The sequence below is a fragment of the Streptomyces sp. NPDC033165 genome, from assembly GCF_055577965.1.
Map to the genome: position 1 here is coordinate 762,877 of NZ_JBVIPK010000001.1, position 20,656 is coordinate 783,532.

The following is a 20,656-nucleotide window of genomic DNA, read 5'->3' on the forward strand; positions in this document are numbered from 1 at the left end:
GAACTGCCTCTCAACGGCGATCGGGGGTGGCAGACGGCAGCGTACCCGGGAGTCACGCACCCCCGGCCGACCAGCCGTACGGACGGGTCCGCCAGGGCACGGCACGGCGGCACGGGCTAGCCTGATCCCGCGTACCGCCGAAATCCGCTGGTCGGGGTGGCCGGGCCGGCAGACCGGACGTACGACGGTTTACGACGGCCACCGGTGGCGGACGCCGGTCCGGACAGTCACGGAACCGGACGGTCACGGACACGGAAGGAGGCGGAGGCATGGCGGCAGGCGCCCCCCGGGTCTTCGTCTCCCACCTGTCCGGAGTGCCGGTGTTCGACCCCAACGGGGACCAGGTCGGCCGGGTCCGTGATCTGGTGGCGATGCTGCGGGTCGGCGGTCGGCCGCCACGCATCCTGGGCCTGGTGGTCGAGGTGATCAGCCGCCGGCGGATCTTCCTGCCGATGACCCGGGTCACCGGGATCGAGTCGGGCCAGGTCATCACCCCCGGTGTGGTCAACATGCGGCGCTTCGAGCAGCGGCCCACCGAGCGCCTCGTCCTCGGCGAGTTCCTGGACCGGCGGGTGCGGCTGGTGGAGAGCGACGAGGAGGTCACCGTCCTGGACGTGGCCATCCAGCAGCTGCCCGCGCGCCGCGACTGGGAGATCGACAAGTACTTCGTCCGCAAGGGGCGCGGCGGGGCGCTGCGCCGCAAGGGCGAGACGTTGACGGTGGAGTGGTCGGCGGTCAGCGGTTTCTCGCTGGAGGAGCACGGCCAGGGGGCGGAGAGCCTGGTCGCCACGTTCGAACGGCTGCGGCCCACCGATGTCGCCAACGCCCTGCACCACCTCTCCCCCAAGCGCCGGGTGGAGGTCGCCGCTGCCCTGGACGACGACCGGCTCGCCGATGTCCTGGAGGAGCTGCCCGAGGACGACCAGGTGGAGATCATCGGCAAGCTCGCCGAGGAGCGGGCCGCCGACGTCCTGGAGGCGATGGACCCGGACGACGCGGCCGACCTGCTCTCCGAGCTGCCCGAGGAGGACAAGGAGCGGCTGCTGGCGCTGATGCGGCCGGACGACGCGGCCGACGTGCGCCGTCTGCTGTCGTACGAGGAGCGGACGGCGGGCGGTCTGATGACGACCGAGCCGATCGTGCTGCGGCCGGACGCGACGGTGGCCGACGCGCTCGCCCGGGTCCGGCAGGCGGACCTGTCGCCGGCGCTGGCCGCGCAGGTCTACGTGTGCCGCTCGCCCGACGAGACGCCGACCGGGAAGTACCTGGGCACGGTGCACTTCCAGCGGCTGCTGCGCGACCCGCCGTTCACCCTGGTCAGCTCGCTGGTGGACAGCGATCTGGTGCCGCTGTCCCCGGACACCCCGCTGCCGACGGTGACCGCCTATCTGGCCGCGTACAACATGGTCTCGGCGCCCGTCGTGGACGAGAGCGGTTCGCTGCTGGGCGCGGTGACCGTGGACGACGTCCTGGACCACCTGCTCCCCGACGACTGGCGCGAGACGGATCTGCACGGGGAGGAGGGGATCGGTCATGGCGGGCGATGAGCGGGCGAAGGCGGCGTCGACCGGCGCCTCGGGCCTGGTGCGGCCCCCCCGGGCCCGGATCGACCAGCCGAGGGCCCCCCGGCGGCGGCTGCTGCCGGAGTACGACCCGGAGGCGTTCGGCCGGTTCTCGGAGCGGATCGCCCGCTTCCTGGGGACGGGGCGGTTCATCGTCTGGATGACGCTCACCATCATCGTCTGGGTGGTGTGGAACATCTTCGCGCCGGAGAACCTGCGCTTCGACGAGTACCCGTTCATCTTCCTGACCCTGGCCCTGTCCCTCCAGGCCTCCTACGCGGCGCCGCTGATCCTCCTCGCGCAGAACCGGCAGGACGACCGAGACCGGGTCACGCACGAGCAGGACCGCAAGCAGAACGAGCGCTCCATCGCGGACACGGAGTACCTGACACGGGAGATCGCGGCGCTGCGGATGGGCCTCGGCGAGGTCGCCACCCGGGACTGGATCCGCTCGGAGCTCCAGGACATGGTGAGGGACATGGAGGACCGGCGGATGCTGATCCCGGCCGAGAGTGACGAAGGCGACCGCTGAGGGGCTACCCGCGCGTAGGGCTCAGCGCCGTAACATCGTCGGTATGGCTACGGAAGACGCGGTGCTTGAGGCACTGTCGACAGTGAACGACCCGGAGATCCACCGCCCGATCACCGAGCTGGGCATGGTGAAATCGGTCGAGATCGATCCTGACGGTGTAGTCGCTGTCACGGTGTATCTCACGGTCTCCGGCTGCCCGATGCGCGAGACGATCACCCGCAACGTGACCGAGGCGGTCGCCCGGGTCGAAGGCGTCTCGCGGGTCGAGGTCACCCTCGACGTCATGAGCGACGAACAGCGCAAGGAGCTGGCGAGCGCGCTGCGCGGCAACAACGCCGAGCGCGAGGTGCCGTTCGCCAAGCCCGGCTCGCTGACCCGGGTGTACGCGGTCGCCTCCGGCAAGGGGGGCGTCGGCAAGTCCTCGGTGACGGTGAACCTGGCGGCGGCGATGGCGGCCGACGGGCTGAAGGTCGGTGTCGTGGACGCGGACATCTACGGGCACAGCGTGCCCCGGATGCTCGGCGCTGACGGCAAGCCCACCCAGGTCGAGAACATGATCATGCCGCCGTCCTCGCACGGGGTGAAGGTCATCTCCATCGGCATGTTCACCCCGGGCAACGCGCCCGTGGTGTGGCGCGGTCCGATGCTGCACCGGGCGCTCCAGCAGTTCCTCGCCGATGTGTACTGGGGCGATCTGGACGTCCTGCTGCTCGACCTGCCGCCGGGCACCGGTGACATCGCGATCTCGGTGGCGCAGCTCGTACCGAACGCGGAGATCTTGGTCGTCACGACCCCGCAGCAGGCGGCGGCCGAGGTGGCCGAGCGCGCCGGTTCGATCGCCGTGCAGACCCACCAGAAGATCGTCGGCGTCGTGGAGAACATGTCGGGCATGCCGTGCCCGCACTGCGACGAGATGGTCGACGTGTTCGGCTCGGGCGGCGGCGCCCGGGTCGCGGAGGGCCTGACGAAGACGGTCGGCGCCGAGGTGCCGGTGCTCGGCTCGATCCCGATCGACGTACGGCTGCGCGAGGGCGGCGACGAGGGCAAGCCGGTCGTCCTGTCCGACCCGGACTCCCCCGCCGGGAGCGCGCTGCGCTCGATCGCCGGGAAGCTGGGCGGCCGTCAGCGCGGCCTGTCGGGCATGTCGCTGGGCATCACGCCGCGCAACAAGTTCTGACACCCGTTCACGGCACACGGGCGGGGCCGGTGCCCCGGCCCGTGTGCCGTGAACGGGTCGGGGCACCGGCCCCGCCACGCGTGAGGTGACCGGGCGGGCCGGTGGTCAGCCGGCCCGCCCGGTGACGCTGCTACGCGTATGTCCCGATGTCCTTGACGACCGAGAAGCCCAGCCCGTACGCGCTCATCCCCCGCCCGTACGCACCGATGTGCACGCCCGTGTGCGCCGACCCGGCGAGCACCCAGCCGAACTCGGACTCGCGGTAGTGGAACTCCACGGGTACGCCGTCCACCGGCAGTGACAGGGTCGACCAGGGCGCGCTGCCGAGGTCGTCGGCGAGGGTGAACGCCGTCTCGGTCTGCTGGTCCAGCCAGTCGTCGCGCAGCGAGTGGTCCATCAGCGGCGGCCAGGTGTACGCCAGCAGTCCGGAGCCCGCGAGCCAGGCCGCCGAGGACACCGTGGTGGCGTCCAGCACGCCCGTACCGTCACCACTGCGCCGCACCGGGCTCGCGGCCACGGTGATGACCACCGCGAACCGCTCCTTCTCGGCGGCGGCCCCGTCGGTCTTCACCGACGGCTCGTCGCCGTGCCCGACCGACCCATGCTGGACCGTGCCGTCCGCCGCCGTACCGACCTGCATCAGCCAGCGCGGGCCGGTGAACGCCTCGTCCAGCCCGTACCAGGGGAAGGGCGCTTCCAGGTAGCCGTCGACGGTCCGCCGGGCCGCCGGCACGCCCTCCGCCGTGACCGTGCCCGGGGCACCGTCCGTATCCACCCGACTCGTCGTCTCCATCTGAGCGGCCGCCTCCTCGATCAGTCAAGATCCGGAGCGGCCCGCCCCCCGCGGGCGTGGGCGTCCTCGCAACCGGACAGATGGAGAATAGCCATACCGTCCGGACGAGTCGGGATTGACCGGGGTCAGGTGGCGTCTGCGTCGAACGGCGGACGCTCGGGCCGGTCGGCGGCGGGGACCTTCTTCAGCAGGTCAGGTGTGGTGGCATCGGTCTTGGTGAGGCTGGTCGAGGTGCCTGCCCCGTTCGCACCAGCAGAGCCGTTCGCCGCACTCCTGGCGGAATCGGCCGCGGCGTCCGGGGCGGTCGAGCGGCCGTTGACCGCGTCGGTGACGTCCGCCATCTCCTTGCGCAGGTCGAAGCTCTCGCGGATCTCCTTCAGCCCCAGGTCGTCGTTGCCGTCCATCAGCTGCTTGCGGACGAACGTCTTGGGGTTGAGGTCCTCGAACTCGAAGTCCTTGAACTGCGGACCCAGCTCCGAGCGGATGTCTTCCTTCGCGCTGTCCGAGAACTCACGGATCTTGCGGATGGTGCGCGTGACGTCCTGGATCAGCTTGGGCAGCTTGTCGGGGCCGAAGACCAGCACGGCCAGCACTCCGAGCGTCAACAGCTCCAGTGCGCCTATGTCATTGAACACCTAGCTGCTCCTCGTGTTCTCCGCGTGTTCTCCGTGCGATCCCGACCGGGCCTCTCCGGTCTCCGGACCGCTCAACGGTACCTGTCGAACGTGTCCGGGCGGTACCTTGCGATGGCCGTCACGTGCCGCTCGCCGAACCGAGGGTCAGCGTCACGGTCTGCTCCTCGCCGCCCCGGGTCAGGACGAGGTCCAGATCGTCACCCGGACGGTGGGCCCGGATCTTCACGATCAGCTCCTCCCCGCTGTGCACCCGCTGGCCCTCGACCTCGGTGATGACATCGCCGGACCGGATGCCCGCCTTGTCCGCCGGACCGTCCTTCGCGACGGCCGGTCCGCCGTCGGCGCCCTCCGTGCCGACCTTGGCCCCGTCGCCGGTGAACTTCATGTCGAGCGTCACGCCGATGACCGGGTGGGTCGCCCGACCGGTGTTGATCAGCTCCTCGGCGACGCGCTTGCCCTGGTTGATGGGTATCGCGAAGCCGAGGCCGATGGAACCCGACTGGCCGCCGGACTCGGGGCCCTTGCCGCTGTCGGCCGCACGGATCGCGCTGTTGATACCGATGACGTGGGCCTTGGTGTCGACCAGGGGGCCACCGGAATTGCCCGGGTTGATGGGGGCGTCGGTCTGGAGGGCGTCGACGTAGCTGATGTCGCTGCCGTCGCCCTTCTCGCCGCCCGCGGTGATCGGCCGCTGCTTGGCGCTGATGATGCCCGAGGTCACCGTGTTGGACAGGTCGAAGGGGGCGCCGATGGCCACCACCGGGTCGCCGACCCGCACATTGTCGGAGTTGCCGAGGGGCAGGGGCTTGAGTCCGGAGACCCCGCGGACCTTGACGACCGCGAGGTCGTAGCCGCTGTCCTTGCCGACCAGCTCGGCGGAGGCCGTCTCACCGCTGCTGAACGTCACGGTGATGTCCCCACTGGATCCGGCCGGGGCGACGACGTGGTTGTTGGTGAGGATGTGGCCCTGGCCGTCGAGGACGAAGCCGGTACCGGTGCCGGACTCAGCGGTACCGCTGACGTGCAGGGTGACCACGCTGGGCAGGGCGCTGGCGGCGATGCCCGCGACACTCTCGGGCGCCCGGTCGCCGCTGTCCCGGCCCGCCTGCGGCAGTTCCACGGTGGTCAGCCCGCCGTTGCGCTCGATGTACGCGCCGACTCCGCCGCCGATGCCGCTCGCGACCAGGGTCAGCAGGAGCACGCCCGCGAACGCCCCGCCCCGGCGGCGCTTCTTCCGCCCCGGCTCGGCGCCTTCGGGCGGCCCGCCCCGGGTCAGCGGCTGCCCCGGGGCGCCCCAGGGGTCGTACTGGAGCCACTGCGTGTGCTGCTGCGGTGCGTGTGCGTCGGGCCCGGGGTGCGTCGCGTGCGCGGGGTTCGCCGGGGGGCCGGGGTTCGCCGGAGGTTGCGGGTGCTGGGCTTGCAGGGGTGCGAAGCCGTCGCTCGGCTGCGGGGGCGGGGCTGCGAAGCTGTCCTCGGGCGCGGACCGCGGTGCCGGGCCGGGGGCGGGGGCCGGGATGCCCGCCCCGTTCGTCGCGGCGTACTGCGGGGACGGGCCGCCGGCCTGCGGCGGTACGGCGGTGCCGTGCGGCGGCGTCGGCCGCTGCACCGGGGGCGCGGGCGCCCAGGGGCCGGGGCCGCCGTAGGGCGGGGTGCTGTACTCGTCGGTCTGGTGCAGCGGCTGACCTGCGGGGCGGGAGGGCGGACCCGGGTGGCCGTACGCGTCCGACGAGGAGCCGGAAGCATCGAGTCCGCCGGCCGCTCCGGGCACCGGGGCATCCGGTGCCGGGCCGTCCTGAGCCGGGGCGCCCGGAGCCGCGGCATCCGGGGTACGGCGGGTGTCCACCGGGTCGGGGGTGCCGGGTACGGCCGGGGCGGCCGCCTCCGGGGCTCCCTGCGTGCCGGCCGAGGCGTCCTCGGTGACGGCCGGGGACGCCGTAGCGGCCTCCGACTCGCTCTTCGGCCCCGTGGGGCGACTCCACCACTTCGCCTGCGGCCCGGTGGGCTTCCCGTCGTCCATGCTCTCCCCGCAACTGGCCTCTGCACGCCCCACAGAGGCGTCCCTCACCGGAATTCAACCAGGTTCGCGAATCCCCGCGCAGGGTCCGGTCAACGGCGCGGGGAAAGGGGGCTCGCCAGATCGTCGGCGGGCGCGGACGGGGACGGTCCCGAGGGGACTGCCGCCGGGGGCGGCTTCGGCAGCGCACCGCCGCCGAGGGCCGCCGCGAGCAGCGGGGTACCGGAGGCGGTCGGGCGTATCAGCGGCGGCACGGACACGTTCAGCGCGGGAAGCGCGAAGGGGTGTCCGGTCGGCGCGGAAAGGCCGAAAAGCAGCGGTGCGGCCGTCGCCGCCTGCCGGTTCGCCGGCGGGGTCGCGGCCGGATCCGCCGGAGTCGCCGTGCCCGTGAGCGACGGGGGCACCCCGTTCGTCCCGGAGGCCGTCGTGCCGCTCGCGGGCTGTCCCGCCGCCGCGTCGTCGCCGGTCACCGCGAGGGCGCCGCCGCCCCGGCGGCCGGCCGCGTCGGTGCCGTTCTCGGCGCGGGTCTCGGCGTCGAGGGGGGTCACGTTGTTCCCGCTGCCCTCGGCGCGAAGCGGGGATTCGGCGCCGGACTCCAGCGGGAGGGTGCCGCCGAGCGCGATGGCTGCGAGGGAGACGGCACTGGCCGCGGCGAACGCGAAACGCCGCCCGCGCCACGGCGAACGGTCCGCGTCGCGGGACACCTCGTGTATGCGGAAGACCGAACCGGAACCGGAGGCGCCGGGCAGCACGGCGGTGGAGCCGTGCGCGGCGGGGAGGTAGCCGAAGCCGTCCAGGGGGGAGCGGGCGGCGTCGGTGCGGGCGCCGCCGGTGGAAGGCCGCAGCCCGGGGTAGAACTCGTCGGCGAAGGGCCCCCGGCCGCCGAAGGGTGAACCGGAGCCGGTGTCGTCGCCGCCGGGCCCCCCGGGAAGGCCCTGCAAGCGGGCCAGGAACCCCTCGGAGGGCGAAGGTGAGGCGGACATGGCGAAGGCGCTCTTGAGGCGGCGCTGGGCGTCGGCCTCGGCCTTGCACTTGGCGCAGGTCGCCAGGTGGGCCAGGACCCGCTCACGGGCGTCATGATTCAGCTCGCCGTCGACCAGCGCGGCGAGCCGGTCCCCCAGGTGCGCTTCGGCAGGGGTCGGACCTGTACCACTCACGCCGTTCCGCCCTCCCCCGCCAGGACCGCGTCCGCCAGGGAGCGCTGCTCGGCGCGGGCCTCGGGCGAACGGTGCTTGAGCGCCTTGCGCAGATGCGAGCGGCCCCGGTGGATGCGGCTGCGGACGGTGCCGAGCTTCACCCCGAGGGTCGCGGCGATCTCCTCGTAGCTGAGGCCCTCGATGTCGCAGAGGACCACGGCCGCACGGAATTCGGGCGCGAGGGTGTCCAGCGCCTGCTGCACATCGGCGTCGAAGTGGGTGTCGTTGAAGACCTGCTGCGGGGACGGCTCACGGCTCGGCAGCCGCTCGGCCGCGTCGTCGCCCAGCGAGTCGAACCGGATGCGCTGCTTGCGGCGGACCATGTCGAGGAAGAGATTGGTCGTGATGCGGTGCAGCCAGCCCTCGAAGGTGCCCGGGGTGTACGTCGACAGCGAGCGGAACACCCGGACGAAGACCTCCTGGGTGAGGTCCTCGGCGTCGTGCTGGTTTCCTGTCAGCCGGTAGGCGAGGCGGTACACGCGACCGCTGTGCGTGCTGACGATCTCTTCCCATGAGGGCGGGGTCCACGCCTGAGAATCCGCATCAGAGGCGAAGGTCGCGGTCGGTGCGGAGTCTTCGGAAGAACGGTCAGCAATGTTGGTCACGGATTTCGGCTCACCGGCCGACCTGAGAAGGCGCCTCAGCACCCCTCCCCGATCCACAGGCGCAGCCGCACCTCCCCTATCGGCTCTGGTGGTGTCCAGTGGAGCCCCTACCATAGCCACCTCGCCCGTTAGCTCCGGATAAGCCTTTTCCCTGCTGGGGCCGGGCACGGCCCGGAACTTCCCCGCAGCCCACCGGTCCGATCCGCGGCCCGGGTCACTGCGCTCTCCCCACTCCTTGCACAACGCCCGGTCCCATCTGCGGGTTCCCGGGTCCAGCGGATACAGTCACCGTTGCGCCAACTACGGGGACAGGAGAGGGTCATTACCGCCAACCGGCAGACGAGCTGGGCGTTCGCCGACGCCTTTGTCGCCGAGGACGAAGCCCTGCACCGGGCCCGGGAACGGGCCCGCGAGCTGGGGCTCCGCTCGGTGTCACCGGGCACCGGCGCCGCGCTGCGCCTGCTGGCCGCCGCCGCGGACGCGAAGGCGGTGGCGGAGATCGGCACGGGCACGGGTGTGTCCGGCATCTATCTGCTGCACGGCATGCGGCCGGACGGCGTCCTGACCACCGTGGACCCCGAGCCCGAGCGCCAGCAGTTCGCCCGGGAGGCGTTCCGCGAGGCGGGCTTCGCCACCAACCGGTCGCGGTTCATCCCCGGCCGCGCCCTGGACGTCCTGCCCCGGCTCGCGGACGGCGGTTACGACCTCGTCTTCTGCGACGGCGACCGGTTGGAGAGCCTCGATGTGCTCGCTGAATCGTTGCGCCTGCTGCGGCCCGGCGGCCTGGTCTGCTTCGAGGGCGTCTTCGCGGACGGCCGCACGGTCGACTCCGCCGCCCAGCCCGCCGAGGTGCTGCGGCTGCGGGACCTGCTGCGGGCGGTGCGGGAGAGCCAGGAGCTGATGTCGACCCTGCTGCCGGTCGGCGACGGCCTGCTCTGCGCGGTCCGGCGCGGCTGACCCCGTACGCCCGGGTGTTCCCTGTCGGTCCCCGACGTTCCCGTACGGCCCCGGAACGCACTGCTGCCCCGGTACGGCATCCGCGGATGCCGTACCGGGGCAGCAGTGAAGGTGATGGGCGTTCCGCGTCAGCCGACGACCTTCTTCAGCGCGTCGCCGAGGGCATCGGCCTCGTCCGGAGTCAGCTCGACAACGAGCCGACCGCCGCCTTCGAGCGGAACGCGCATGACGATGCCCCGCCCCTCCTTTGTCACCTCGAGCGGGCCGTCGCCCGTCCGCGGCTTCATGGCCGCCATGCTCGTTCCCCTTCCTGAAACCAGCTCATCGCAACCGGCGGCCCCATGACAGGCGCTGCCTCACCGGCATCGAACACATTGCTTCTTCGCCATTATCCCGCATCAGGGACCCCGATGACCAACATCGGTCTGCATCGCTTGCGCAACGCGCTCACGCAAAACCCCCCAATTCGGCGATCCGGCTGCGATACTGCGCCGCCCCGGCCCCCCAGGTGAGAGCCAATTGTTAGACGCAGGTCACATCTCTGCCCCGGTCGGCGTCGGCCATGCTTGCCTCCAGTGGCAACGATGCCCGAGCAGCGAGGGGATACCGGAATGGCCGACGAGCAGGCGAACACCGTTCTGTACGACGTGAGCGAGGGGCTCGCGACGATCACGATCAACCGACCCGACGCGATGAACGCGATGAACACCGCGGCGAAGGTCGCGCTCCGGGACGCGCTGGTGGAGGCCTCGGCGGACGCGGACGTCCGGGCCGTTCTGCTCACGGCCACCGGACGCGCCTTCTGCGTCGGCCAGGACCTCAAGGAGCACGTCGCCTCGCTCGCGGCGACCCGTGAGTCGGGCAGCGGGAACGCGCTGAGCACGGTACGGGAGCACTACAACCCGATCGTGCGGGCGATCACCGAGATGCCGAAGCCGGTCGTCGCCGGGGTGAACGGCGTCGCGGCCGGGGCCGGGTTCGGTTTCGCCCTGGCGGCCGACTACCGGGTGGTCGCCGACACCGCCTCCTTCAACACCTCGTTCGCGGGCGTCGCGCTGACCGCCGACTCCGGCGTGTCCTGGACGCTGCCCCGGCTGATCGGGCAGAGCCGCGCCGCCGATCTGCTGTTCTTCCCGCGTTCGATCTCCGCCCAGGACGCGTACGAGCTGGGCATCGTCAACCGCGTCGTCCCGGCAGCCGAGCTGGCCGAGCAGGCCGCCTCGGTGGCCCGAACCCTGGCCGAAGGGCCCACGGTGGCGTACGCGGCGCTGAAGGAGTCGATGGCCTACGGCGCGGGGCACACGCTCGCCGAGTCGCTGGAGAAGGAGGACGTACTCCAGACCCGGGCGGGCGCGTCGGCGGACCACACCATCGCGGTCGAGGCGTTCCTCGCCAAGGAGAAGCCGGTCTACCTCGGGAAGTAGCCCTTTCCGCCCCGGGGTCAGTGACCCTTCAGCGAGCCGTGCTGCCGCCGCCGCGCGCCACGCAGTCCGCGAGGTGGTCGTCGACCAGCCCGCAGGCCTGCATCAGGGCGTAGGCAGTGGTGGGGCCGACGAAGCGGATCGAGCGCTTCTTCAGCGCCTTGGCCAGCGCGGTGGACTCGGGGGTGACGGCCGGCACGTCCGACAGCGTGCGCGGGGCGGGCCGGCCGGCCGGGTCGGGAGCGTAGGACCAGATCAGCTCGTCCAGCTCCCCGGCCGGCCAGTCGGCGAGCACCTTCGCATTGGCGAGGGTCGCGTCGACCTTGGCCCGGTTGCGGATGATCCCCGGGTCGGCGAGGAGCCGCTCCCGGTCGGCGTCGGTGAACTTCGCGACCGCCCCGATCCGGAATCCCTCGAAGGCGGTACGGAAGGTCTCGCGGCGGCGCAGGATCGTGATCCAGGACAGCCCGGACTGGAAGGCCTCCAGGCAGAGCCGCTCGAACAGGGCGTCGTCGCCGTGGACCGGGCGGCCCCACTCGGTGTCGTGGTAGTCGAGGTAGTCCTCGGCGGACAGGCCCCACGGGCAGCGCAGGCCTCCGTCGGGGGCCGCCACGGCTCCGCCGCTCATCGCTCGTCCCCCTCGGCCGGGTCCGCGCCGCCGTTCTCCCGGCCGCGCGGCTCGGCGGGCCGGTCCCCCGGCTGCTTGAACAGGTCGGTGCCCGTCGACACCGCGGCCGCCTGCACACCGGCCAGGGCGGATTCCAGCTCCGCGATCCGGGAGTCCCGCTCGGCCAGCTCGGCGCCGAGCCGGGACAGCGCCTCGTCGACGTCCGCCATGCGATAGCCGCGCGCGGCCATCGGGAGGCGCAGCCCCTCGATGTCGGCCCGGCCGACCGGGCGGGTCGTGGGCAGCGGATCGGTGAACCGCTCGGGCTCCACGTCCTGGAGCACCGGGCTCCCGCCGCCGCCGACCACCGCGAGGGTGACCGCCGTGACTACCACGACCATCGTGAGCAGCAAGAACCAGAACACGCGTATCTCCCCGGGGGCGGAAACCTCGTCCGGCACCGATCGTGCCACGAGGCACTGACAGCATGCGGCACTGACCGATCGGGCCGACCGTTAGGGTCGCAGGCGGGCTACTGAGGAGGAGACAGGGGATGCGAAGCGGTGCACTCAGGCTGGGGCGGCGGGAATTCGGTCCGCACGAGCCGGTGATCATGGCGATCGTGAACCGGACCCCGGACTCCTTCTACGACCAGGGCGCCACGTTCCAGGACGAGCCCGCGCTCGCCCGGGTGGAGCAGGCGGTGGCCGAGGGCGCCGCGATCATCGACATCGGCGGGGTGAAGGCGGGCCCCGGCGAGGAGGTGAGCGCGGAGGAGGAGGCGCGCCGCACGGTGGGGTTCGTCGCCGAGGTCCGCCGCCGCCACCCGGACGTGGTGATCAGCGTCGACACCTGGCGGCACGAGGTGGGCGAGGCGGTCTGCGAGGCCGGGGCGGACGTGCTGAACGACGCGTGGGGCGGGGTGGACCCGAAGCTCGCGGAGGTCGCGGCGCGGTACGGGGCGGGGCTGGTGTGCACGCACGCGGGCGGCGCGGAACCGCGGACCCGGCCGCACCGGATCGCGTACGACGATGTGATGGCGGACATCCTGCGGGTGACCGTGGGGCTTGCCGAGCGGGCGGTGGAGCTCGGGGTGCGGCCGGACGGGATCATGATCGACCCGGGTCACGACTTCGGGAAGAACACCCGGCACTCGCTGGAGGCGACGCGGCGGCTCGGGGAGATGGCGGAGACGGGGTGGCCGGTGCTGGTGTCCCTGTCCAACAAGGACTTCGTCGGCGAGACGCTGGACCGGCCGGTGAAGGAGCGGGTCGTCGGCACGCTGGCGACGACGGCGGTCTCGGCGTGGCTGGGGGCGCAGGTGTACCGGGTGCATGAGGTGGCGGAGACGCGGCAGGTGCTGGACATGGTGGCGTCGATTGCCGGGCACCGGCCTCCGGCCGTGGCACGGAGGGGGCTGGCGTAGGGCCTGGTGCCTGCCCGGCGGGCGGGGCCCGGGGCGCTGCCCCTGGACCCCGCTCCTCAAGCGCCGGACGGGCTTGGTTTCGCCGGAGGGGCTCGGTTCTGCCGGCACCAGCACGGTTCTGCCGAACGCGCTTGGTTCTACCGGGCGGGCACCGGTTCTGCCGGGCGGGCTCAGCCGTTCACCGCCCGACCTCCTTCGTCACCAGCATGACCGCCTCCTCCACGTCGTCCGTCACGTGGAAGAGCATCAGGTCCTTGTCCGATGCCTTGCCCTGGGCGACCACCGTGTCGCGGAGCCAGTCGATCAGGCCGCCCCAGTACTCGGTGCCGAAGAGGACGATCGGGAAGCGGGTGACCTTGCCGGTCTGGACGAGGGTCAGCGCCTCGAAGAGCTCGTCCAGAGTGCCGAGGCCGCCGGGGAGGACAACGAAGCCCTGGGCGTACTTCACGAACATCGTCTTGCGGACGAAGAAGTAGCGGAAGTTGACGCCGATGTCGACGTGGGGGTTCAGCCCCGACTCGAAGGGCAGCTCGATGCCGAGGCCGACCGAGACGCCCCTGGCCTCCCGGGCGCCCTTGTTGGCGGCCTCCATCGCGCCCGGGCCGCCGCCGGTGATCACCGCGAAGCCCGCGTCGACCAGGGCCTTGCCGATCGCCACCCCGGCCTCGTACTCCGCCGATCCGGCGGGCGTGCGGGCCGAGCCGAAGACGCTGATCGCGCTCGGCAGTTCGGCGAGCGCGCCGAAGCCCTCGACGAACTCCGACTGGATGCGCATCACCCGCCAGGGGTCGGTGTGCACCCACTCGGAATCGCCCTCGGAGTCCAGCAGCCGCTGATCGGTCGTGCCGGGCTGGACCTGCTCCCTGCGGCGCAGTACCGGACCCAGCCACTGTTCCCCGGGGGCCACCGCGCCCTCGGGGACCTCCGCACCTTCGGGAATCCGTGCGTCCTCGGCGTTGCCCATGTTCCGCTCCCTCCACCGACCTGCGTCGCGCTGGGTCGTACGTGTCGTGCTGCGTCCGGCCAGCGTAGATCCACGGAGGTTACGCGCGGGGGAATGCCGTGCGTCGGGCGGTCAGCCGGTCAGCCAGGAGCGGAGGCGGTCCTCGCAGTGGGTGATCTTCTCGACCGCCACGTGCTCGTCGCGCTTGTGGGCGTACATCGGGTCGCCGGGGCCGTAGTTCACCGCGGGGACGCCGAGGGCGCCGAAGCGGGAGACGTCGGTCCAGCCGAACTTGGGCCGTGCGGTGCCGCCGACAGCGGTCATGAACGCCTGGGCGGCGGGGTGGGAGAGCCCGGGCATGGCCGCGCCGGAGTGGTCGTCGACGACGAACTCGGCCACGCCGCAGTCCGCGAAGACCTGGCGGACGTGGGCGATCGCCTCCTCCTCGCTGCGGTCGGGGGCGTAGCGGTAGTTGACGACGACCGTGCAGGCGTCCGGGATGACGTTGGTGGCTACGCCGCCCTCGATGCCGACGGCGTTGAGGCCCTCGTGGTATTCGAGGCCGTCGATGACCGGGCGGCGGGGCTCGTACGCGGCCAGGGCCGCCAGGATCGGGGCGGCGGCGTGGACGGCGTTGGACCCCATCCAGCTGCGCGCGGAGTGCGCCCGCTCCCCCGTCGTACGCAGGTGGACCCGGAGCGTGCCCTGGCAGCCGCCCTCGACCTCGCCGTCGGAGGGCTCCAGGAGGACCGCGAAGTCTCCGGCGAGCCAGTCGGGGTGGGCTTCGGCGATGTGGCCGAGGCCGTTGAGGTGGGCGGCGACCTCTTCGTTGTCGTAGAAGATGAAGGTCAGATCGCGGTTGGGCTCGGGGACCGTCGCGGCGATCCGCAGCTGGACGGCGACGCCGGACTTCATGTCGGAGGTGCCGCAGCCCCAGAGGATGCCGTCCGCGTCGAGACGCGAGGGGACGTTGTCGGCGATCGGCACGGTGTCGATGTGCCCGGCGAGGACGACGCGCTCGGCGCGCCCCAGGTTCGTCCGGGCGACGACGTTGTTGCCGTGCCGGTCGACGGTCAGGTGGGGCAGGTCGCGCAGAGCCGATTCGATCGCGTCGGCGAGGGCCTTCTCCTCCCCGCTGACCGAGGGGAGATCGACGAGCCGGGCGGTGAGCGCGGGTCCGTCCAGAGTGAGGTCAAGCGTGCTGTCGGCCATGGCCCCGACCCTAAGGGACTTGGGTGGAGGCCCCGGCCGGGGCCTCCAGTACGGTGGGCCCGTGCCCAGGACAGCCAGCCCTCGCCGTCGCAGCCGCCCCCTCCGATACGCGGCCGCCTTCGCCGTGCTCGCGGCGCTGGGCGGATATCTGGCCGTGCAGTACGACTCCTCCGGCTCGAAGAACCAGCCCCGTTGCGTCGTGGAGGCGACGGACGAGGACGGGGGCACCCCGCACAGGTACGAGATGAGCCTCGCCCAGGCCGCGAACGCGGCGACGATCTCGGCGGTCGGCACCACCCGGGGGATGCCGGAGCGGGCGGTCACGATCGCGCTGGCCACCGCGCTCCAGGAGTCCACGCTCCGCAACATCGACTACGGCGACCGGGACTCGGTGGGGCTGTTCCAGCAGCGGCCCTCGCAGGGCTGGGGCACCGTGGAGCAGATCATGGACCCGGTCTACTCGGCCGGGAAGTTCTACGAGCATCTCGCCGAGGTCCCGGGCTATTCGCGCCTCCCGCTGACCGTGGCCGCGCAGCGCGTGCAGCGCAGCGGTTTCCCGCAGGCGTACGCGAAGCACGAGCCGGACGCCGCACTGCTGGCCGCCGCGCTGACCGGGCGCAAGCCCGCCGTGCTGAACTGCACCCCCTCGACGGCCACCGTGGACGGTCCGGGCGACGCCGCGCAGGTACGGGCCGAACTGGTGCGCGCCTTCGGGAAGAAGGTGCTGCCCACCGCGAAGGCGGCGGGCGCGTCCGCCTCGGCGACCGTTTCGGTGCCCGTCCCGGCGACGACGGACCGGGCCGGGAGCAAGGCCGCGCCGCGCCGCGGGTGGGAGCTGGCGCACTGGGCCGTGGCCCACTCCGAGGCGCTGCGGATCGAGCGGGTGAGCTACGCGGACCGGGTCTGGGACGCCTCGTCGGGCTGGCAGACAGAGCGTACGAAGGGTGAGGAACCGGGCACCGCGGCGGTCGCGATCCGGGTCGCCCAGTAGTACGACCTGTCACCCGTTCGGACCTTGGGGAACTTCGCCCCGGACCTTTCCCGCACACCTTTCGACGATGTGCTCACCCTGCCGTGATCCCCTTGCGCCGCAAGGGAAGTGACGGTTCGCCGGACCGCTGCGGAATGCATTGTTTGCCCGGATTCCTCCGCTGCGGATAATCGGACGCATTACTCAGTCTTTACCTTCGGCCACCGCAACTTTCCCCTCCCCCACGACGGTTGTCAGTGCGTCCGATCAACGGACAGACACATTCGTGCACACCCCGTCGAAGGAGCATCATGTCTCTCCCCCTGGCCCGTCGGATCGCTCGTACCGCGCTGCTGATCGCCGCAGGTGCAGCCCCCGTGGTCGGTGCGGCCGGTGCCGCAGGCGCCGCAGAGCTCCCGCAGACCCCGAACCTGGGCGGCCTGACCGCACTGGACGGCGCCGGCCTCGGCAACACCGTGGACAGCGCCGCCCAGCAGGGCACCCAGGCCGCCGGTGAGACCGGCGGCCGTCTCGTCGGCACCGCCCTGCCGGCCGCGGGCCAGACCGCGGGCAAGACCGCCAGGGTCGCCGCCCCCGCGGCCCAGGAGACCGCGGGCCAGGCTGCGGGCAACGCGGGCGAGGCCGTCGGCGGTGTGACCGACGCCGCCGGGGGCGGCCTGCCCACCGACGCTCTGGGCGGCGGCCTGCCCACTGACGCCCTCGGCGGCGGTCTGCCCACCGACGGCCTGACGGGCGGTCTGCCGGTCGGCTGACCCACCACTCCGTGAACGCGCGGGAGGGCCTGAGGGGTGCGCACCCCTCAGGCCCTCCCGCGTATACGCAGGTGCGTCCAGGCGCGTCAGGACAGCCGCTTGACCGCCGCCGCCACCCGCTCGTCGGTCGCCGTGAAGGCCACCCGGACGAAGTTCTCGCCCGCCGGCCCGTAGAAGTCCCCGGGCGCCACCAGGATGCCCAGCTCCGCGAGGTACGCCACGGTCTGCCAGCACGGCTCGTCGCGGGTGGCCCACAGGTAGAGGCTCGCCTCGCTGTGCTCGATCCGGAAGCCGTGCGCCTCCAGGGCGGCCCGCAGGGCGAGGCGGCGGTCCGCGTAGCGGGCGCGCTGCTCGGCCACGTGCACGTCGTCGCCGAGGGCGGCGACGGTGGCGGCCTGGACGGGGGCGGGAGCCATCATCCCGCCGTGCTTGCGGATCAGCAGCAGCTCTCCGAGGACGGCCGCGTCGCCCGCGATGAACGCGGCCCGGTATCCGGCGAGGTTGGAGCGCTTGGAGAGGGAGTGGACGGCGACCAGTCCCGCGTAGTCGCCGCCGCAGACGTCCGGGTGGAGCACCGAGACCGGCTCGGCGTCCCAGCCCAGCTCCAGGTAGCACTCGTCGCTGAAGACCAGGACGCCGTGCTCGCGCGCCCAGGCGACGATCCGGATCAGCTCGTCCTTGGCCAGCACCCGCCCGGTCGGATTGGAGGGCGAGTTGAGCCAGAGCAGCTTCAGCCCCGCCGGGTCCAGCTCGGTCGGGTCGTCGTAGACGACGGGCTCGGCACCGCAGAGCCGGGCGCCGACCTCGTACGTCGGGTAGGCGAGCCTCGGGTAGGCGACCCGGTCGCCCGCGCCGAGGCCGAGCTGCGTCGGCAGCCAGGCCACCAGCTCCTTGGAGCCGACGACCGGCAGCACGTTCGCATGGGTCACCCCGACCGCCCCGAGGCGGCGCTCCACCCAGCCGGTGAGCGCGTCACGCAGGGCCTCGGTGCCCCAGACCGTCGGATAGCCGGGGCTGTCCGACGCGGCGACGAGCGCCTGCCGGATCAGCTCGGGCACCGGGTCCACCGGGGTGCCGACGGACAGGTCCACCAGACCGTCGGGGTGGGCCTGAGCCGTCGACTTGTACGGCGCGAGCTTGTCCCAGGGGAATACCGGGAGGCGGGAGGAGACTGCGGACACAGGGCTCTGCTTTCTCGGGCTGTTCATGTACCGGCGGCTGCGTGCGCGGCGACGGCGGCGGCCGTACGGGGATACGCCTCGGTCCCGCACGGTGACGGGCCGTACGGGACCGGGCTGCGCACGTGGTGCCGCCGTTCTACTGGTTCTGCGGCGGCAGTCCGGCGACGAACGCGTGGTCGCGCTCGATGAGACCGAGCTTGGAAGCACCGCCCGGCGAGCCGAGGTCGTCGAAGAACTCGACGTTCGCCTTGTAGTAGTCCTTCCACTCCTCCGGAGTGTCGTCCTCGTAGAAGATGGCCTCGACCGGGCACACCGGCTCACAGGCTCCGCAGTCGACGCATTCGTCCGGGTGGATGTACAAGGACCGCTGGCCCTCGTAAATGCAGTCGACGGGGCACTCTTCGATGCAGGCCTTGTCCTTCACGTCGACACAAGGCTGCGCGATGACGTAGGTCACGCTGTCGTTCCTCCTCGGTAGGGCGTTGGCTCTCGCGCGGGAGCGCGGCGTCGTCGATGCCCGCCCCTAGTATCTCCGTTCTCGGGCACGATCCGAACAGGAGGGGCGGACAGAGCTGTGGAATTCACCATCGGCGGACGGCTGGAAGTCCGCATCACACCGGCTGACGTGGGCAAACGCGTGTCCGTGCGGCGCCGCACGGACAGTGCCGGCAAGGACCTGGAGTTCACCGACACGATCGGGGTTCTCACATCGTGGAACGACGGTGTGCTGTCGATCACACGAAAGAGCGGAGACTCCGTCCGCATCGCGGAATCGTCCCTGGTCGCGGGCAAGGCGGTGCCCGCAGCGCCGGCCCGCCGACGGGGTCCCGCCGCCTCCTTCGAGGAGCTGGCGGACGTCACCGCGCGCGCCTGGCAGCCGGTGGAGAGCGAGGCCCTGGGCGACTGGCGGATGCGCGCCGCCGGGGGCTTCACCCGGCGCGCCAACTCCGCGCTGCCGCTCGGCGATCCGGGTCTGCCGCTCGGCGAGGCGTTCGGACGGGTCGGAAGCTGGTACGAGGAGCGCGGCCTGCCCGCGTACATCCAGACGGCGACCGGGGCCGAGGGCACACAGGAGACGCTGTGCGCGGAGCTGGAGCGGCACGGCTGGCGGCGCGAGGTCTCGGCCGAGGTGCGGATCGCCGCGCTGGCACCGGTCGGCGACCTGGACGCGGACGTCTCGGCGGTGCGGCTGACGCGTGAGCCGGACGCGGCCTGGCTCGCCCGCTACCAGCGCTTCTCGACCCCCGGCCCGCATGTGCTGCGGGTCCTGGGCAGCGGCCCCTCGGTCTGGTTCGCCACGGTCCCGGGCGAGGCCGGCGCACCGGACGCGATCGGCCGGTGCGTCGTGGACGGGCGGTGGGCGGGCTTCATGGCCGTCGAGGTCGCCCCGGAGCAGCGGCGGCGGGGGCTGGCCACCACGGTGATGACCGCGCTCGCGCGCCGGGCCCTGGACGAGGGCGCCTCGGCGGCCTGGCTCCAGGTGGAGGAGGACAATGAAGGGGCACGGGCGCTGTACGACGGCATGGGCTTCGCGGCGCACCACCGCTATCACCACTTCCGGCCCGCGTAGCGGAGACCGGACCCCCTGGCCGGGCGGGGGAGCCAGCAGCAGGGACGAGCAGGGGCATGGGTCGCATATGAGCGCGCAGGATTCCGGTACGGCCGACCGCCGGCGGCAGTTCGCCGATGAGGCCCGGTCCGAGCGGCCGGATCTGGCGCTGCTCTGTCTGCTGGTGGGGGCGGAGGCGGGCCCGGTCGGCCCCGAGGAACCGCGCCCGGTCGACCCGGGGGAGACCTCCTTGGACCCGCACGGGATCGACGCGGCGCAGATCGAACTGGACCGGCTGGCCGGGCTGTTGCCCCACGGCGCCCGCTCCCCCGTCGCCTGGGCCTCGGCGCTGGCCGAACTGCTCGGCGAGCGGCATGAGTTCGGCGGGTCGCCGGCGGACTACCAGCGGCTGGAGTCCTCGCTCCTCCAGCAGGTGCTGCGCCGCCGCCGGGGGCTGCCGATCCTGCTCTCGGTCGTCTGGATCGAGGTCGCCCGGCGGGCCGGTGCCCCGGTGTTCGGGGTGGCTCTGCCCGGCCACTTCGTGGTCGGCTTCGGGGACCCGGCACAGCCGGTGCTCGTCGATCCGTTCACCGGGGGCGCGCCGCTGACCGGACAGGACGCGGACCTCCTGGTCACCGCGGCGACGGGGGCCCCGCTGGAGCCGTCCATGCTGACGCCCGCCCGGCCGCTGGAGATCGTCCTGCGGATCCTGAACAACATCAGGGCCTGGGCCGCCGCCCGCCCCGAGCGCACGGATGTGGCCCTCTGGGCGGTGGAGCTCTCGCTGCTGCTGCCCTCGCACCCGGCGCGGCTGCGCTACGAGCGGGCCCAGCTCCTGGTCCAGCGCGGGGAGTTCCAGCGCGGGGCGGCGGAGATGGAGGCGTACGCGGAGGTGCTCGACGCCATCGAGCCGACCACGGCCGAGGCGGTCCGGCAGAAGGCCCGAGCGGCTCGGGCCCTGCTGAACTGAGCCGGATCCAGCCGTTTCACCGCGCCGTGCGCTCCCGCTGTACATCCGAACGCCCCTGTCCGCGCCCATCAGGCACGGGAATCCGCCAATTCGTCGGCGTACCCGAATGCTCATGCGCTCCACTGGAGACCCG

Annotated in this window: 22 protein-coding genes; 10 read left to right on the top strand and 12 right to left on the bottom strand. The window is 72.5% G+C overall.

Going from position 1 to position 20,656, the window contains the following annotated elements; translation table 11 throughout:
- Nucleotides 1–269: 269 nt before the first annotated feature.
- From ACZ5WC_RS03665 to ACZ5WC_RS03675, 3 genes are read left to right on the top strand one after another with little or no spacing between them, the layout of a single operon-like run.
- Entirely contained in the window at nt 270–1,547 is a 1,278-nt protein-coding gene (locus tag ACZ5WC_RS03665; protein WP_468539285.1) for a magnesium transporter MgtE N-terminal domain-containing protein, read from the top strand.
- Nucleotides 1,534–2,094, top strand: coding sequence for a DUF1003 domain-containing protein (locus ACZ5WC_RS03670; protein ID WP_468539286.1), 561 nt, complete (start codon nt 1,534–1,536; stop codon nt 2,092–2,094). Before ACZ5WC_RS03665 ends, ACZ5WC_RS03670 begins: the two co-directional genes overlap by 14 nt.
- 43 nt (nt 2,095–2,137) lie before the next feature.
- On the top strand, nt 2,138–3,271 hold the full coding sequence (locus ACZ5WC_RS03675; protein ID WP_468539287.1) for an Mrp/NBP35 family ATP-binding protein: 1,134 nt from the start codon (nt 2,138–2,140) through the stop codon (nt 3,269–3,271).
- Between the two features lie 130 nt (nt 3,272–3,401).
- Here the strand turns inward: ACZ5WC_RS03675 and ACZ5WC_RS03680 are convergent, their stop codons facing one another.
- From ACZ5WC_RS03680 to sigE, 5 genes are all read right to left on the bottom strand, one after another.
- Nucleotides 3,402–4,064, bottom strand: a complete 663-nt coding sequence (locus ACZ5WC_RS03680) for a hypothetical protein (RefSeq protein ID WP_468539288.1) — start codon at nt 4,062–4,064, stop codon at nt 3,402–3,404.
- A 125-nt stretch (nt 4,065–4,189) separates the two neighbouring features.
- Nucleotides 4,190–4,699: a sec-independent translocase gene (locus ACZ5WC_RS03685; RefSeq protein ID WP_468539289.1), complete on the bottom strand. Its 510-nt coding sequence runs from the start codon at nt 4,697–4,699 to the stop codon at nt 4,190–4,192.
- 118 nt (nt 4,700–4,817) lie between these two features.
- Nucleotides 4,818–6,716 carry a S1C family serine protease gene (locus ACZ5WC_RS03690; protein WP_468539290.1) on the bottom strand — a complete coding sequence of 633 codons (1,899 nt, stop codon included), beginning with the start codon at nt 6,714–6,716 and terminating at the stop codon, nt 4,818–4,820.
- Between the two features lie 89 nt (nt 6,717–6,805).
- The gene (locus tag ACZ5WC_RS03695) at nt 6,806–7,870 is read right to left on the bottom strand and encodes an anti-sigma factor family protein (protein ID WP_468539291.1); all 1,065 of its coding nucleotides are present in this window, start codon (nt 7,868–7,870) and stop codon (nt 6,806–6,808) included.
- Nucleotides 7,867–8,628, bottom strand: a complete 762-nt coding sequence (sigE, locus tag ACZ5WC_RS03700; protein ID WP_179500089.1) for an RNA polymerase sigma factor SigE — start codon at nt 8,626–8,628, stop codon at nt 7,867–7,869. Before sigE ends, ACZ5WC_RS03695 begins: the two co-directional genes overlap by 4 nt.
- Before the next feature lie 177 nt (nt 8,629–8,805).
- Between sigE and ACZ5WC_RS03705 the strand changes: the two genes are divergently transcribed.
- The gene (locus ACZ5WC_RS03705; protein ID WP_468539292.1) at nt 8,806–9,471 is read left to right on the top strand and encodes an O-methyltransferase; all 666 of its coding nucleotides are present in this window, start codon (nt 8,806–8,808) and stop codon (nt 9,469–9,471) included.
- 128 nt (nt 9,472–9,599) lie between these two features.
- On the opposite strand, the gene ACZ5WC_RS03710 is transcribed toward ACZ5WC_RS03705, so the two are convergent.
- Entirely contained in the window at nt 9,600–9,767 is a 168-nt protein-coding gene (locus ACZ5WC_RS03710; RefSeq protein ID WP_003966491.1) for a DUF3117 domain-containing protein, read from the bottom strand.
- 315 nt (nt 9,768–10,082) lie between these two features.
- Between ACZ5WC_RS03710 and chcB the strand changes: the two genes are divergently transcribed.
- A complete protein-coding gene (gene chcB, locus ACZ5WC_RS03715) occupies nt 10,083–10,895 on the top strand; it encodes a 2-cyclohexenylcarbonyl CoA isomerase (protein ID WP_468539408.1) in 813 nt (270 codons plus the stop codon).
- Nucleotides 10,896–10,923: 28 nt separating this feature from the next.
- Here chcB and ACZ5WC_RS03720 read toward each other — a convergent pair whose 3' ends face one another.
- Complete coding sequence (locus tag ACZ5WC_RS03720) at nt 10,924–11,520, bottom strand: DNA-3-methyladenine glycosylase I (RefSeq protein ID WP_468539293.1); 597 nt, start codon at nt 11,518–11,520, stop codon at nt 10,924–10,926.
- Nucleotides 11,517–11,924, bottom strand: coding sequence for a cell division protein DivIVA (locus tag ACZ5WC_RS03725; protein ID WP_468539294.1), 408 nt, complete (start codon nt 11,922–11,924; stop codon nt 11,517–11,519). The genes ACZ5WC_RS03720 and ACZ5WC_RS03725 overlap by 4 nt, the downstream gene beginning before the upstream one ends.
- Before the next feature lie 128 nt (nt 11,925–12,052).
- Here ACZ5WC_RS03725 and folP point away from each other — a divergent pair, with 128 nt between their 5' ends.
- On the top strand, nt 12,053–12,925 hold the full coding sequence (folP, locus tag ACZ5WC_RS03730; RefSeq protein ID WP_468539295.1) for a dihydropteroate synthase: 873 nt from the start codon (nt 12,053–12,055) through the stop codon (nt 12,923–12,925).
- A 178-nt stretch (nt 12,926–13,103) separates the two neighbouring features.
- Here folP and ACZ5WC_RS03735 read toward each other — a convergent pair whose 3' ends face one another.
- Both ACZ5WC_RS03735 and dapE read right to left on the bottom strand, forming a co-directional pair.
- Nucleotides 13,104–13,889: an LOG family protein gene (locus tag ACZ5WC_RS03735; RefSeq protein ID WP_468539296.1), complete on the bottom strand. Its 786-nt coding sequence runs from the start codon at nt 13,887–13,889 to the stop codon at nt 13,104–13,106.
- Between the two features lie 111 nt (nt 13,890–14,000).
- A complete protein-coding gene (dapE, locus tag ACZ5WC_RS03740) occupies nt 14,001–15,080 on the bottom strand; it encodes a succinyl-diaminopimelate desuccinylase (RefSeq protein ID WP_468539297.1) in 1,080 nt (359 codons plus the stop codon).
- A gap of 61 nt (nt 15,081–15,141) precedes the next feature.
- Between dapE and ACZ5WC_RS03745 the strand changes: the two genes are divergently transcribed.
- Both ACZ5WC_RS03745 and ACZ5WC_RS03750 read left to right on the top strand, forming a co-directional pair.
- Nucleotides 15,142–16,071, top strand: a complete 930-nt coding sequence (locus tag ACZ5WC_RS03745; RefSeq protein ID WP_468539298.1) for a hypothetical protein — start codon at nt 15,142–15,144, stop codon at nt 16,069–16,071.
- Between the two features lie 290 nt (nt 16,072–16,361).
- A complete protein-coding gene (locus ACZ5WC_RS03750; protein WP_468539299.1) occupies nt 16,362–16,823 on the top strand; it encodes an ATP-binding protein in 462 nt (153 codons plus the stop codon).
- Between the two features lie 86 nt (nt 16,824–16,909).
- Here the strand turns inward: ACZ5WC_RS03750 and dapC are convergent, their stop codons facing one another.
- Both dapC and fdxA read right to left on the bottom strand, forming a co-directional pair.
- Nucleotides 16,910–18,004, bottom strand: coding sequence for a succinyldiaminopimelate transaminase (dapC, locus tag ACZ5WC_RS03755; RefSeq protein ID WP_468539300.1), 1,095 nt, complete (start codon nt 18,002–18,004; stop codon nt 16,910–16,912).
- A gap of 136 nt (nt 18,005–18,140) precedes the next feature.
- Nucleotides 18,141–18,461 (bottom strand): ferredoxin, encoded by a 321-nt coding sequence (gene fdxA / locus ACZ5WC_RS03760; RefSeq protein ID WP_003966501.1) that lies wholly within the window; start codon nt 18,459–18,461, stop codon nt 18,141–18,143.
- Nucleotides 18,462–18,578: 117 nt separating this feature from the next.
- On the opposite strand from fdxA, the gene ACZ5WC_RS03765 reads away from it, so the two are divergent.
- Both ACZ5WC_RS03765 and ACZ5WC_RS03770 read left to right on the top strand, forming a co-directional pair.
- A complete protein-coding gene (locus ACZ5WC_RS03765; RefSeq protein WP_468539301.1) occupies nt 18,579–19,574 on the top strand; it encodes a GNAT family N-acetyltransferase in 996 nt (331 codons plus the stop codon).
- A 67-nt stretch (nt 19,575–19,641) separates the two neighbouring features.
- Nucleotides 19,642–20,523, top strand: a complete 882-nt coding sequence (locus ACZ5WC_RS03770) for a transglutaminase family protein (protein WP_468539302.1) — start codon at nt 19,642–19,644, stop codon at nt 20,521–20,523.
- Nucleotides 20,524–20,656 lie beyond the last annotated feature (133 nt).

Coding starts and splice junctions, on each gene's coding strand:
- ACZ5WC_RS03665 (WP_468539285.1), top strand. CDS start 270: ATGGCGGCAGGCGCCCCCCGGGTCTTCGTCTCCCACCTGTCCGGAGTG.
- ACZ5WC_RS03670 (WP_468539286.1), top strand. CDS start 1,534: ATGGCGGGCGATGAGCGGGCGAAGGCGGCGTCGACCGGCGCCTCGGGC.
- ACZ5WC_RS03675 (WP_468539287.1), top strand. CDS start 2,138: ATGGCTACGGAAGACGCGGTGCTTGAGGCACTGTCGACAGTGAACGAC.
- ACZ5WC_RS03680 (WP_468539288.1), bottom strand. CDS start 4,064: ATGGAGACGACGAGTCGGGTGGATACGGACGGTGCCCCGGGCACGGTC.
- ACZ5WC_RS03690 (WP_468539290.1), bottom strand. CDS start 6,716: ATGGACGACGGGAAGCCCACCGGGCCGCAGGCGAAGTGGTGGAGTCGC.
- sigE (WP_179500089.1), bottom strand. CDS start 8,628: ATGGTAGGGGCTCCACTGGACACCACCAGAGCCGATAGGGGAGGTGCG.
- ACZ5WC_RS03710 (WP_003966491.1), bottom strand. CDS start 9,767: ATGGCGGCCATGAAGCCGCGGACGGGCGACGGCCCGCTCGAGGTGACA.
- chcB (WP_468539408.1), top strand. CDS start 10,083: ATGGCCGACGAGCAGGCGAACACCGTTCTGTACGACGTGAGCGAGGGG.
- ACZ5WC_RS03720 (WP_468539293.1), bottom strand. CDS start 11,520: ATGAGCGGCGGAGCCGTGGCGGCCCCCGACGGAGGCCTGCGCTGCCCG.
- folP (WP_468539295.1), top strand. CDS start 12,053: ATGCGAAGCGGTGCACTCAGGCTGGGGCGGCGGGAATTCGGTCCGCAC.
- ACZ5WC_RS03735 (WP_468539296.1), bottom strand. CDS start 13,889: ATGGGCAACGCCGAGGACGCACGGATTCCCGAAGGTGCGGAGGTCCCC.
- dapE (WP_468539297.1), bottom strand. CDS start 15,080: ATGGCCGACAGCACGCTTGACCTCACTCTGGACGGACCCGCGCTCACC.
- ACZ5WC_RS03750 (WP_468539299.1), top strand. CDS start 16,362: ATGTCTCTCCCCCTGGCCCGTCGGATCGCTCGTACCGCGCTGCTGATC.
- ACZ5WC_RS03770 (WP_468539302.1), top strand. CDS start 19,642: ATGAGCGCGCAGGATTCCGGTACGGCCGACCGCCGGCGGCAGTTCGCC.